The sequence below is a fragment of the Streptomyces sp. NPDC001700 genome (genome assembly GCF_053596435.1).
In genome coordinates, this window is sequence record NZ_JBSFGE010000038.1 from 1 (window position 1) to 12,471 (window position 12,471).

A 12,471-nucleotide genomic window follows, 5' to 3' on the forward strand; every position below is an offset into this window, starting at 1 on the left:
CCCGGAGAGCCGGGCGGCCACTCCTTGTCAGCCACTGAAGGCAAGAACCCATAAGCCACACCCGGCCCTCCCGGGCCGCCTAACAACTTACGGAGTTCCCATGTCCAAGCCGCCGCTGCCGCCCGAGGCCGCCGCCCTGCTGCGCCGCCCCAATCCGGCCGTCATGGCCACCGTGCGCTCGGACGGCACCCCCGTGTCCACTCCCACCTGGTACGTGTGGGAGGACGGCCGGGTCCTGGTCAACCTGGACGACGGCCGGGTCCGGCTGAAGCACCTGCGCCGCGATCCCCGGGTGACGCTCACCGTCCTGGACGAGCACAACTGGTACACCCACATCACCCTCATCGGGCGCGTTGTGGAGATGCGCGAGGACGAGGGCCTGGCCGACATCGACCGCATCGCCACCCACTACACCGGTGGCCCCTACCCGGACCGGGACCGCCCCCGGACCAGCGCCTGGGTCGAGGTCGAGCGGTGGCACGGCTGGGGTGCGATGAAGGACAACGACCAGGCTTCCATATAAGCCATCGGCTCCCCCGGCCCCTGTCCCGGTCGTTCCGGGGCCGGGGCCGGTGGCTTTCGCGTCAGACGGTGGCGGCCACCCTCGGGTGTTCGGGGGCCACCGCCTCGTCTTCCGTGATGCCGAACTCCACCCGTGCCCGGTCCACCATCCGGCGGGCGTGCCGCAGTCCGATCCGGTCCAGCACACCGGCCAGTTCGTCCAGGTCGGCGGCCGTCAGGGCGCGGTCACGCCCCAGCCGGGCCAGGGACTTGACGAGCCCCAGCCGGGACAGGGCCTCGCCACGCGGCTCGCTCATGGCGCGGAACTCGTCCAGTGCCTGCTGGTAGACATCGCGCGCCTCAGCGCAGCGGCCCGCGCGATAGAGCACATTGCCGCGCATCTTGTGGTTGTAGGCGAGCGCGCTCATCAGGTTCATCGTGCGACACGTCACCTCCGCCTCGGCCAGCAGGTCCAGCGCACGGTCCGCGTCCCCGTCGCGCACGGAGACGATGTCGGCCAGGCCCCGCAGCGCCCAGGCGTGGCCGCGCCGGTCGTCGGCCTGCGCGGCGATCGCCGCGGACTCCTCGAACATCGCGTACGCCGTGTCGTACGACCCGGTGTTGCGATGCATCTGGGCGATCCCCTCCAGCGCCCATACGGTGTGCCGAGCCTCGCCGCGCTCCCGCGCCTCGGCGAGAAGTTGCTCGTGCAGCGCGCTCACGGCCTCGTAATCCCCCTGGATGCGGCCCGTCTCCGCCAAACCGGCGAGCGAGTAGCCGCGGGCGAGGATGTCCCCTCCCTGTTCGCCGAGTTCGGCCGCGAACCCGAGCAGCCGCCACGCCAGCGCCAGCGCGCCCCGCTGCCGGGCGAGGGTGCCGCCGCTCCACAGCGCCCACGCCATCGCCCCGGCGTCCCCCGCCGCACGGGCCGCCCTATAGCTGGCCTTCCACTCGCGGTCGGCATCCGTCACATGTCCCAGCCTGCGGTGGGCCTCGGCCACCGCGAGCCCCACCCGTGCCGTCTCACGCGGGCAGCCGTTCCGCTCGGCCGCCCGCAACTCCTCTCTGCCCGCGGCCAGTACGTCGACCAGCGAAGAGTTCACGGACAGGGTGGTGAGGGAGCCCTGGTACTCCGGGGCGAATGCCTTGCCGTACATGGATGCCTTTCCGTTCTCGATCTCCGGAGCGCGCGCCACCCTTCTGTCCACCACCGCTATACACTCAGTGCATAGCGGGTCGGAAACAACCCCCGCCGGGTTGTCCGCCGCGCGTCCGCTGCCGATCAAGACGCGATTCGGCCCGGCGAGGTTGTTCGCCTCTTACGTGTTCGGGATTACGGGGGGTGTTCCGGCTTACGAGGGGTGTTCGGGCGGGTTGATCTGCGACGTTTTGATCGCGGAGGGGCCGGTGCCCCACTTGTCGAGGATCCGGGCGTAGACACCGTCCTTGATCAGCTCGTTGACGGCGGCCTGGAAGGCCCGGGTGAGCCGCGATCCCTTCTTGAAGGCGAAGCCCACGTCGAGGCGGTGGTACTCGCCGAGGAAGGTGGTCTGCGCGGCCTGCTGTGCCGCTTGGTGGCGGAGGCCGTTGATGGTGGACATCTCCACGTCGATCCGGCCCTGCTGGAGGGCGGTGAGGAGGGCGCCGTTCTCCGAGAACACCTTCACGTCGTACGGCTTCTTGCCCGCCGTGGCGCACACCTTCTTCTGCGCCTCTAGGGTCGCCTCGAAGGTGGTGCCCGCGCCGGTGCCGATGGTCCGGCCGCACAGCCGGGTCAGGTCGGTGACCTTGCCCTTGCCGAGCGCGGTGTTGCCCTTCTTCACCGCGAAGCCCTGGCCGTCGTTGATGTACGTGGCGAAGTCGATCGTCTTCAGGCGCTCGGCGGTCACGCCGAAGTTGCCGGTCCCGACGTCGTACTTGCCGCTGCCGAGCGCGGGCAGGATCGTCTCGAACGAGGCGTCCTGGCGCTGGAGTTCGACGCCGAGCACCTTGGCCACCGCGTCCGCGAGGTCGATGTCCTGGCCGACCGGCTTCCCGCCCGCCCCGCCCGGGTAGTACGCGCCGGGCGGTCCGCCGACCGAGCTGCCGATGCGCAGCTTGCCCGACTTCCTGACGTCGGCGGGGAGCAGGGCGGCGACGGAGTCGACCTTGTGCACGGCGGCGACCGGGTTGCCGGTCGGCGCGGGGGACGCGGCGCCCGCCGCCGAGGTCCCGCCGGTGGAGCCGGAGCCGCAGCCGGACAGCGCCAGCACCAAGGTCAGGGGGAGAGCGGTCGCGGTCGCGGCCGGGCGGAGGCGCGGTCTCATGCGGGGGTGGTTCACGGGGTGTATGCCTTTCGGATGCGGCCGTCGGCGGTGGTACGCGCGTCGGCGGCGAGGTGCTTCTCGAACGGGAGCGGGCCGATGGTCTCCGGGTCGGACTCGGTGTCGAACAGCGGTGTGTAGCCGGTGGCGAGGTACAGACCGCGCGCCTCGGGCTGGCGCGGACCGGTGGTCAGGTAGATCCGCCGGTAGCCGAAGGCCGCTGCCTCGCGCTCCAGTTCGGCCACGACGTGGCGGGCGAGGCCCCGGCGGCGGTGGCCGGAGTGGGTCCAGATCCGCTTCAGTTCGGCCGTGGTCGCGTCGTACCGGCGGAAGGCGCCGCCCGCGACCGGCTCCCCGTGCTCCAGCAGCAGGAGCAGCACGCCACCGTGCGGGGCGGTGAACTCCTCGTCGGGGTACCGGGCCAGCTCGGCGTGGGCGTCCTTGCCGTAGCGGCTGGAGTACTCGTCGCCCAGTTCACGCAACAGCGGCGCCACGCGCGGGTCGCCGACCTCGACGGTGACGACGGTCAGCCCGGTGGCCGGACGCTGCGTGACAGCGGTCATGCGCGCACCGCCGCGAGAGCCTCCGGGCGTCGCACGGCGCGCTCGGCGTCGCGTTTGGCGACCTCCTCGCGCACGATCGGGATGACGTGGCGCCCGAAGTCGATGGCGTCGCCCAGCAGGTCGTAGCCCCGGGCCGAGAGGATGTCGACGCCCAGGTCGTAGTAGTCCAGCAGCGCCTGGGCCACCGTCTCGGGGGTGCCGACCAGGGCGTTGGAGTTGCCCGCGCCACCGGTGGCGGCGGCGGTCGGGGTCCACAGCGCGCGGTCGTAGCGCTCGCCCTGCTCCGCGATGTCGATCAGCCGCCGGGAGCCGATGTTCTCGGGGGCGCCGCTGCGGTGGTGCCGTACGAGCCCCGCCTCGCGCCGCGCGCGGATCGCGCCGACCGTGCGGTGGGCCTTCTCCCAGGCCAGTTCCTCGGTCGGGGCGATGATCGGCCGGAAGGCCGCCTGGATGCGCGGGACATCGGTGCGGCCCGCCGCCCGCGCGGCCGCCTTCACCGCCTCGATCTGTTCGGCGGTCTTCTCCAGGGGCTCGCCCCACAGGCAGTAGATGTCGGCCTCCGCTCCCCCGGCCGCGTACGCCGCCGGGGAGGAGCCGCCGAAGGAGACCCCGGGCCTGGGCTGCTGCACGGGGCGGACATCGCTGACGAAGTCGTGGAAGCGGTAGTACTCCCCCTCGTGGTCGAAGGGCTCGCGGGCCGTCCAGATCTTCTTCACGATCCGGATGTACTCGCGGGTGCGCTCATAGCGCTGGTCCTTGGTGAGGGTGTCGCCCTCCCGGCCCTGCTCGTGGTCGTTGCCACCGGTGATGAAGTGCACCGTGAGCCGACCCTCGCTGATCTGGTCGAGGGTGGCGAAGGTCTTCGCGGCGTACGTCGGGTACGAGACGTTGGGCCGGTGGGCGAGCAGGATCCGCAGGCGGTCCAGCCTGCTGGCGATGTACGCGGCGGCCGGTGCGGGATCCGGCGATCCGGAGCCGTAGGCGAAGAGCACCCGGTCCCAGCCGTGGTCCTCGTGCGCCCGGGCGAGCCGGAGCGTGTAGTCCTTGTCGAAGGCGGCGCCGGAGCGCGGGGTGGTCTCGGAGCCGTCATGGGTGGCGGCGATGCCGAGGAATTCCACAGGCATGCGTGGGGCCTTTCGGAAAAGGGCGGAGGTGTCCCGCGATCGGGGCGGACTACCGCTGTTGAAGCCGTATATGACGGAGGATCAGCGTGATGAGGCCGGAGAGGTGCGGAGGCAGCGCGTGTCCGGGTACGCGGAACCGTTCGTACCCCGGGTCAGCGCCCGGGGACGGCGGTCATGCGAGGAAGAACTCGGCCCGCGACGGGGTCACCGAGGGAGGGAAGGGCCGGTCGGACAGCCCGCTGCCGGGTCAGGCGCAACACATCGCGGACCACACACGACCGAAGTCGATGTGGTCGCGGGAGACCAAGCGCAGCTGGGCAGTCATGGGATTAATTGAGCAGGACGAACGGCGTCGCGTCAACCGGTGCTCGGATGGCGGACCGGCGGTGGCCGTCTTCCCCCGCCACATTGACATCTTCACGCTGTCGGCACATACCATCGCCCTTGGACCAGCTCCGGCCGCGTTGAGGGACGCGGCGAGCGTGATGAAGCCCCACCCTGGCCGCACCCGTGCCGCCAGGGGTCTCTTGCCCACGCCCGCGCCCCTCCCCCGGAGAGCCCTCAGATGGCCACGCCTTCCGATGTCACCGCCCCTGCCCCCGTGTCCGCGCGCAAGCATCCGGAACCGGTCGACCTGCCGCGGATCGTGCCACGCCGACACCTCGGCCGGTGGTTCACCGCGGCCGTCGCGCTGCTGGTGTTCGCCATGGTGGTCAACTCCGTCATCCGCAACCCGGCGTTCCAATGGGACGTCGTCGGGCGCTACTTCACCACCACCGCCGTGCTGGGCGGGCTGCTGCTCACCCTGTGGCTGACCGCGGTGGTCATGGTGCTGGGCTTTCTGCTCGGCACCCTGCTGGCCGTGATGCGGCTGTCCGTCAACCCCGTTCTGGCGACGCTGAGTTGGGGCTATGTGTGGATCTTCCGGTCCACACCGCTGCTGGTCCAGCTGCTGTTCTGGTTCAACATCGGCGCCCTCTATCCGACGCTCGGTGTCGGCATTCCCTTCGGTCCCCAGTTCATCACCGTCAAGACCGTCAACCTGTTCGGCCCCGCCCTCACCGCCGTCATCGGACTGACCCTGCACGAGGCCGCGTACGCCGCCGAAGTGGTGCGCGGTGGCATCCTCTCCGTGGACCCCGGCCAGACCCAGGCGGCCCAGGCGCTGGGCCTGGGGCGGTGGCGCACGCTGCGCCGGATCGTCGTGCCGCAGGCGATGCGCTCCATCGTGCCGACGGCGGGCAACATGCTGATCGGCACCCTGAAGGGCACCAGCATCGTGAGTGTCCTGGCCGTGCACGACCTGCTCTACTCGGTGCAGCTGGTCTACAACCAGACGTACCAGGTCATCCCGCTGCTGATGGTCGCCACCGTCTGGTACATCGCCGTCACCACGGTGCTGAGCGCCGGGCAGTTCTACGTCGAGCGCCACTACGCGCGCGGGGCCGCCCGTACGCTGCCGCCCACTCCGGTGCAGCGGCTGCGCGGACAGGTGGCCGCCCTGCGCGCCCGGCTACGGCGGTGAGACGCGCGCAGAGCGGCCCGTGACGTGGCGTCAGCCGGGCGCTACGGGGGTCAGCCGGACTCGACGGGGGTCCTGGTCCGGGTGTGCGCCGCCCAGTCCAGGATCTGCACCGCCGCTCCGGCGGCCTCCAGGCCCCGGCAGTGCGCGTGGTGGCGGCGGGCGATGCCGTCGAGGTCGAGGTGGGGGCCGAACGCCGGGTGGGCGGCCAGCCGCCGCGCGTAGGCCCACACGTGCGGATGCTCCGTGATCCTGTGCACCGCGGCGGCGTCCAGGTGCTGCCGGTGCACGGTGTCGAGCCACACCAGGGTCACCCACACCTGCACATCGGAGGCGGTCAGCGCGTCGCCCAGGACGTAGTCCCGGGTCGTAAGCCGCCGCTCCAGCGCGTCCAGCGCGCAGAACACGGTGCTGAGCGCGGCCTCGCGCGGCGCGTCGTCGGCACCGGGCTGTCCAGCGCGCTGGACGGCCTCGTTGATGCCGTGCTCGCAGAGGTGCGCGATCGCCTCCATCTCCCGCTCCGTGCCGGACGGGTGGAGCACCGCGCGGTCCGGGCTCCCGCTGCCGAAGCGGCGGTCCAGGTCGCGCAGGATGTCGGGGGCGTGGGTGCTGACGATCCTGCCGGACCAGTCGTCGCTGAGCACCGGCGCCGCCGTCGGCCCGGCGTAGCGGTGCGCGCTGGCCTCGTACATCAGACGCAGGGCGGAGTGTCCGCCGTCCGGTCCGTCGGGCACGGCGGGCAACAGGGTTACCGGAAGGGTGTCTTCCAGGCCGAGCAGGCTGTGGGTGATGGCGATCCGCAGACAGTGGCGGCAGGACAGCGCCAGATGGAGGCGGTAGCGGCGCGGCACGGCGTAGTGTCCACTGCGTGCGTCCCGGCCGATCCTGCCCCGGAACGATGCGATGGACAGCGAGGACTGCGCGGCTTTCCCAGGTGTGACGGACACGTTTCTCCCCAGATCGTGTTCTTCGCTGGTGGTGAGACGTACGGTGAAGGGCCTGCGGTGGGCGCGGGCGGCGGGGTTCGCGCTTCGCCGCGTGACGACGCTGTCAGGTGCCCGCGAAGGCCTGCCGGATCAGACCGGATCAGAAGGGCAGACTTGCGGCGCTGCAGACGCGCAGCAGGTCGATGTGGCGGCGGGACGTCAGAAGAGGAGAGGTCAGAAGGGGAGATGGCCGATGCGCGCGGACCGCGTGACCGGCGGCCGCCTGCCCTGGCCCCATCATTCCCCACCTATCCGCTAGGAATCCCTCCCGAGGAGTGTCGAGCGCCCCGCGAGCCACGTCAAGGGGTGTCCCACGGACTGGCTGACGGACTGGCTACGGGTTCGTCCACGCCTCGGGGTCCTCGGCGAGGTCCAGGACCTGGTCGGGCAGCTCGGCGGCGGCGACCTCGGCGAGGGTGACCTCCCCGAGGATCTTGCGGACGTTGGCCCGCACCGCGATCCACAGCGGCAGCAACGACTCCGCCGGGCCGTGGTACGACAGCTCGGGCGGGCGCACGCCCCGGACGGAGACCAGGGGCCCGTCGACCACGCGGATCACATCGGCGATCGTGATCTCGTCGGCGGGGCGGGCCAGCCGGTAGCCGCCGTTCCCGCCGCGCTGGCTGGCCACCAGCCCGCCCCGGCGCAGATCGCCGAGGATCCCTTCGAGAAACTTGTGCGGCACGCCCTGCGACGCGGCGATCGCCTCGGCCTTGACGGAGACACCGTCCACCGCCACCGCCAGCTCCAGAGCCGCCCGCACCGCATAGTCCGCCTTCGCAGAGATCCGCATGCGGTGATTATCCGCCACCGGGACGCACGGCGATCAAAAGGGCAGGGCGAACGGAGGGTGCTCGCCGTGGAGGAAGTAGTCCCCCACCTCCTGGAGCCGGGGCGCGACCGGCACGCAGAGGGTGTGGGTGCGTACGTTGCGCCAGAAGCGGTCGAAGCCGTACGCCGAGGCGGCGGAGCGGGCCCCGAGGACGTCCAGCGCGCGGGCCGTGACGTCCTGCGCGGCACCGGCGGCGGCCGCCTCGGCCGCCGCCGCCAGCATGGTGATCTCGGCGCACTCGTCGTCGGTGAGGTCCTCGCCGCGCGCGAGCCCCACGTCCAGCGCCTCCAGCGCCTGGTCGGCGAGCGCGGACGCGGAGAACGTGGCGACGGTCAGCTCGCCGTAGGTCGTCAGCACGTACGGGTTACGGGGCGAGCTGTACGACGGCCCGTCCAGCTGCCACGGCACATCTACGGCCCTGCTGTACTCGCGGGCCTCGGCGAGCACTCCCTGGGCGATCCCGAGACAGATCTGCGCCGAGACCAGGCGCCCGGTCGGCGCGGACAGCCCGGCGAAGGGCGACAGGGTGCCGTCGTCCGGGGAGAGCGGGCCGAGGACCGCGTCGCGCGCGACCGCCACCGCGTCGAACTCCACGCTCCCGCCCGCCGCCAGCCGCTGGCCGAAGGTCTCCCCGCCGTCGCCCCCGGACACCACGCCGGGCCGGGCGGCGTCGACGAGCACGGCCAGCGGCTCGCCCGTCTCGGAGTGGTCGGCGCGGACCGCGAGGCGGTCGGCGACCAGGACGCCGGTGGCGTACCCCTGGCGCCCGTTCAGCGCATAGCCGTCCGGCCCGGGGGTCAGCGTCAGCCGCGGTTCCACGGAGGCCAGCCCGCCGCCCCAGCACCACTGGCCCGCCGCTGACTCCCGCTCGACGCGGGCGGCGATGCCGGGTCCGCCGAAGAAGCGCGCGCTGGAGGAGAGCAGATAGTGGCAGCCGAGCACTTGGCCGATCGCCCCGTCGGCCGCGGCGATCGTCCGTACGGCGGCGAGCGCCGTGGGCCAGTCCGCGCCGCCGCCCCCGCTTTCCACGGGGATCAGCAGCGACAGCAGCCCCGCCTCCCGCAACCGCGCGACCTCGTCGAACGGCGTCTTCCCGGCCTGGTCGCGGACCACCGCGTCGGTGGCCAGGTCGTCCGCCGCCTCCCGGGCGATATGCAGCCACCGCGCGCGGTCGGGTGTCTCCGTTACCGCTTCCACGACCGTCACGCGCGCTCCTCATTCATCCGGCGAAAACCTGCTCCATGCTTCCCTATTAACCCAGTAGGAAAAATAGGGAATCAAGCCGCAGACGTCCAGCCGGTACCGTCTGTGCGTGGACGCGACCGCAGGGCACGAGATGATCGACATCCCGCCGGGGCAGGTGACGCTGTCCGACCGGCGCACCCAGCGGAGTTGGCCGGTCCGGCTCGCGCCGTACCAGCTCGGTGTGTATCCGGTCACCCAGGCGCTGTACGCCCAGGTCACCGGCGGGCAGCCGAGCACCGCCCACGCGGACGCGTCGCCCGTCGAGGGCGTTTCCTGGCGGGACGCGGTGCGGTTCTGCAACGCCCTGTCCCAGCGCGACGGGTTCGCGCCCGCGTACCACCTCTCTGACGAAGATGTGGCGTGGGACGCTTCCGCCGATGGATACCGGCTGCCGAGCGAGGCGGAATGGGAACACGCGTGCCGTGCCGGTACGGCCGGACCGCGCTACGGGCCGCTCGACGACATCGCCTGGCACCGTGGCAATTCGCACGACCGGCTCCACGACGTGGGAGCCAAGCAGCCCAACGCATGGGGCCTGCACGACATGCTCGGCAACGTCTGGGAGTGGTGCTGGGACCTCTACGACGCCGAGGTCTACGGCACCTACCGAGTCCTCCGTGGCGGCGGCTGGTTCGATGAGCACTGGAGCTGCCGGGCCTCCGTACGGCGCCGCAGCCACCCGACCTTCCGGGTGGACGACGTGGGATTCCGCCTCGCGCGGGGAAGTGCCCGGTGACGTCACACAGCGGCAGCGCACACTTCGAGGCGGCCACGGGCGACGAACAGCCCCTCGGCGCGGGCACCCGGGAGCGGGCGGCGGCGGTGCGGGCGGCGTTCGACGGTCTGTTGGAGATCCGGCGGCTGATGAACACCGAGCGGCCCGCCGCCTGGGAGCGGCACCAGCCGGTACGGGCCGTGGCCATCTCCCTGGAGGCGGCGGGCATCCCGCCCTCGGCGCTCGGCGCCGACGGCCACCGGCTGGCGACGGGCTACCGCTGCGGCGAGGCCGAGCAGGCGGGGGTGGTACGGGTCGAGTGGCTGGGGCCCTCGGGAAGTGGCGCCGCGTACGCGGCGGCTGAGGAGCTGGGCAACTGCGCGCGGGTGCTGCGCGGGCTGGGCTGGGAGGCCCTGGAGTACCGCGGCCGCGCCCGCCACCGCTATCTGGAGGTCGAACCCCTCCCCTGACGCCGGGGGCTCAGGCCCTGGCCTTTCGTACGGACCGGGCCATGGTCAGCGGCGCGGCGACGCACGCCGCGGCGAGGAGGATACCGAAGCCCACCGTCAGGGCGGTGGTGTAGCCGTGGACGGATGCCGCGATCGGCGTGGCGTCGGGGGCCGACGCGAGGTGGGACGCCGTGGCGCTGGCCGCGATGGTGTTGAGCAGCGCGGTCCCGAGTGCGGCGCCCAGCTGCTGGGCGGCGTTGTAGGCGGCCGACGCGGCCCCGATGTCGTGCCGGTCGATGTCCGCGGTGGCCAGGCTCGCGGTCGGGGGCATCACGCAGCCGAGGCCGAGTCCGGTGAGCACCAGGGCGGGTGCCAGGTGGAGCGGCAGGATGTCCGTGCTCTGGGGTGTCAGGCGGGTCAGTACGAGCATCCCGGCGGCTGCGGCGATCAGGCCGGGCAGGATCAGCGCCACGGGGGCGACGCGTCCGTGCAGTCGCCCGGCGATGAGTGTGGAGCCGAGCAGGGCGGCCACCGCGTTGATGATCAGCGTCAGGCCCGCCTGGACCGGTGAATAGCCGAGGAGAGTCTGTGTGTAGTAGCTCATGAACAGGTAGAAGCCGAACATCGCGACGAACATCAGGGTGATCGAGAGGAACGCACCGGCGCGGGCCCGGTGCACGAGCACCCGCATCGGCAGCAGCGGGCGGGCGGCCCGGGCTTCGACGGCGGCGAACACGGCCAGCAGCAGGACACCACCGGCCAGCAGCGCCACCACCTTCGGCGCGCCCCAGCCGAGCGGTTCGGCTTCGTTGAAGGCGTACACCACAGCGGTGAACCCGGTGACGCTGAGCAACGCGCCCGCGATGTCGAGCCGTCCGTCGTCGCGAACCGGGCGGTCCTGTGGCACGAATGCCGTGCCGAGCACGGCGAGCAGGGCGACCGGGACGTTGATGTACAGGCACCATCGCCAGCTGGCGTACTCGGTCAGCAGACCCCCCGCGACCAGCCCGAGGGCCGATCCGGCCGCACCGACCGCGGCGAACACGCCGAACGCCTGGCCGCGTTCGCGCGGCTCGGTGAACGTCGTGGTCAGCAACGACAGCCCGGCGGGCGCGAGTAGGGCGGCGAAAACACCCTGCAGGGCGCGGGCCCCGAAGAGCATCCCGGGGTTCACGGCGGCCCCGCCCAGCGCGGACGACGCGGCGAAGCCGACCAGGCCGATGACGAACGCCCGCCGATGGCCGAGCGCGCCACTGACCCGTCCCCCGATCAGCAGCAACCCGCCGAAGGCCAGGGCGTACGCGGTGATCGCCCATTGCCGGTTCGCGTCGGACATACCGAGCGCGCTCTGTGCGGAGGGCAGCGCGATGTTCACGATCGTTCCGTCCAGCACCACGAGCAACTGGGCCGCGCTCACCGCCAGCAGCGTCCACCACCGGCGCTGCGGCGCGGGGCGCTCCATGGTGCCTCGGGTCTGTTCTCGGGAATCCATGACTTCAAGTGTTTCGTTGAAGTGACTCCGGAGACTTTTCACCGCCCGTGGCCGCCGGTTCAGCGCCGATCGCCGGACAACCCTCAATCCCCCGGTTGAATCCGGCCCCGCAGGATCAGCACCGCCAGCCCCTCCGCGTCGAACCGCTCCACCCGCTTCCACCCGGCACCCAGCAGGCCGACCTCCGTCTCGTCCAGCGCGACGCCCCGCCGCTCCTCGGGCGTCGTCGCGGCGAGCGGCGTGATCACCACGATCGCCCCGCCTTCCCTCAGCCGATGGCCGAGGTCGTCCATGACCCGGGTTCGGTCGCGGAAGAAGGGATAGACGAGCCGGAGCGTGATCAGGTCGTAGCCGTCCCGGTGCAAGGCGGCGAGGTCGTCCTTCTCCACGTCCAGCCGCAGCCACCGCACGCCCCGGGGGTGCGCACTGCGAGCCCGCGCGAGACCGCTGTCGGCCCAGTCGACGGCGTCGACGGCATAGCCCACCGACGCCAGATACGCGGCCAGTTCGCCCACACCACAACCCACATCGAGCGCACGGCGGCCCCCGGCGGAAGCGGGCACGTGCGCGGCCAGCAGCCCGCGTTCAATGTCCCCCAGGGGCCGGTATGTCTTCCCGTCGGCGTAGTGGGCGTCCCATTCGTCCTGCCGCGTGTGTCCCAACGGAGCGCTCCTCACCGATGACGTTCTTCACGGTCCGCGTGCCGCGCCGCATAGGGGCCCCGCGAGCGTGCGGGGCG

The 12,471-nt window shown here is 72.0% G+C and carries 13 protein-coding genes; 4 read left to right on the top strand and 9 right to left on the bottom strand.

The annotated features are described in order from the left end of the window. The first annotated feature begins 100 nt into the window (after positions 1–100). On the top strand, positions 101–523 hold the full coding sequence (locus ACWC5C_RS39360) for a PPOX class F420-dependent oxidoreductase (protein WP_385438073.1): 423 nt from the start codon (positions 101–103) through the stop codon (positions 521–523). A gap of 61 nt (positions 524–584) precedes the next feature. Here ACWC5C_RS39360 and ACWC5C_RS39365 read toward each other — a convergent pair whose 3' ends face one another. The 4 genes from ACWC5C_RS39365 to ACWC5C_RS39380 form a co-directional block, all read right to left on the bottom strand. Then, the gene (locus tag ACWC5C_RS39365) at positions 585–1,658 is read right to left on the bottom strand and encodes a tetratricopeptide repeat protein (RefSeq protein ID WP_450883711.1); all 1,074 of its coding nucleotides are present in this window, start codon (positions 1,656–1,658) and stop codon (positions 585–587) included. A gap of 195 nt (positions 1,659–1,853) precedes the next feature. Continuing rightward, a complete protein-coding gene (locus ACWC5C_RS39370; RefSeq protein WP_450883713.1) occupies positions 1,854–2,807 on the bottom strand; it encodes an ABC transporter substrate-binding protein in 954 nt (317 codons plus the stop codon). Positions 2,808–2,818: 11 nt separating this feature from the next. Next, positions 2,819–3,367 carry a GNAT family N-acetyltransferase gene (locus ACWC5C_RS39375; RefSeq protein ID WP_450883715.1) on the bottom strand — a complete coding sequence of 183 codons (549 nt, stop codon included), beginning with the start codon at positions 3,365–3,367 and terminating at the stop codon, positions 2,819–2,821. After that, complete coding sequence (locus ACWC5C_RS39380; RefSeq protein ID WP_450883717.1) at positions 3,364–4,491, bottom strand: LLM class flavin-dependent oxidoreductase; 1,128 nt, start codon at positions 4,489–4,491, stop codon at positions 3,364–3,366. The genes ACWC5C_RS39375 and ACWC5C_RS39380 overlap by 4 nt, the downstream gene beginning before the upstream one ends. 565 nt (positions 4,492–5,056) lie before the next feature. On the opposite strand from ACWC5C_RS39380, the gene ACWC5C_RS39385 reads away from it, so the two are divergent. Further along, positions 5,057–6,016, top strand: a complete 960-nt coding sequence (locus tag ACWC5C_RS39385; protein WP_450883719.1) for an amino acid ABC transporter permease — start codon at positions 5,057–5,059, stop codon at positions 6,014–6,016. A 50-nt stretch (positions 6,017–6,066) separates the two neighbouring features. Here the strand turns inward: ACWC5C_RS39385 and ACWC5C_RS39390 are convergent, their stop codons facing one another. The 3 genes from ACWC5C_RS39390 to ACWC5C_RS39400 form a co-directional block, all read right to left on the bottom strand. Beyond that, a complete protein-coding gene (locus ACWC5C_RS39390; protein ID WP_450883721.1) occupies positions 6,067–6,960 on the bottom strand; it encodes a glutathione S-transferase C-terminal domain-containing protein in 894 nt (297 codons plus the stop codon). A 373-nt stretch (positions 6,961–7,333) separates the two neighbouring features. After that, positions 7,334–7,792 (bottom strand): RrF2 family transcriptional regulator, encoded by a 459-nt coding sequence (locus ACWC5C_RS39395; RefSeq protein ID WP_450883723.1) that lies wholly within the window; start codon positions 7,790–7,792, stop codon positions 7,334–7,336. Positions 7,793–7,825: 33 nt separating this feature from the next. Then, positions 7,826–9,037, bottom strand: a complete 1,212-nt coding sequence (locus ACWC5C_RS39400; protein WP_450883725.1) for an acyl-CoA dehydrogenase family protein — start codon at positions 9,035–9,037, stop codon at positions 7,826–7,828. A 130-nt stretch (positions 9,038–9,167) separates the two neighbouring features. On the opposite strand from ACWC5C_RS39400, the gene ACWC5C_RS39405 reads away from it, so the two are divergent. Next, complete coding sequence (locus ACWC5C_RS39405) at positions 9,168–9,812, top strand: formylglycine-generating enzyme family protein (RefSeq protein ID WP_450883817.1); 645 nt, start codon at positions 9,168–9,170, stop codon at positions 9,810–9,812. After that, entirely contained in the window at positions 9,809–10,261 is a 453-nt protein-coding gene (locus ACWC5C_RS39410; protein WP_450883727.1) for a hypothetical protein, read from the top strand. The genes ACWC5C_RS39405 and ACWC5C_RS39410 overlap by 4 nt, the downstream gene beginning before the upstream one ends. A 10-nt stretch (positions 10,262–10,271) precedes the next feature. On the opposite strand, the gene ACWC5C_RS39415 is transcribed toward ACWC5C_RS39410, so the two are convergent. Both ACWC5C_RS39415 and ACWC5C_RS39420 read right to left on the bottom strand, forming a co-directional pair. Further along, positions 10,272–11,732 (bottom strand): MFS transporter, encoded by a 1,461-nt coding sequence (locus tag ACWC5C_RS39415; protein ID WP_450883729.1) that lies wholly within the window; start codon positions 11,730–11,732, stop codon positions 10,272–10,274. Positions 11,733–11,815: 83 nt separating this feature from the next. Then, complete coding sequence (locus tag ACWC5C_RS39420; protein WP_450883731.1) at positions 11,816–12,394, bottom strand: class I SAM-dependent methyltransferase; 579 nt, start codon at positions 12,392–12,394, stop codon at positions 11,816–11,818. Positions 12,395–12,471: the final 77 nt, after the last annotated feature.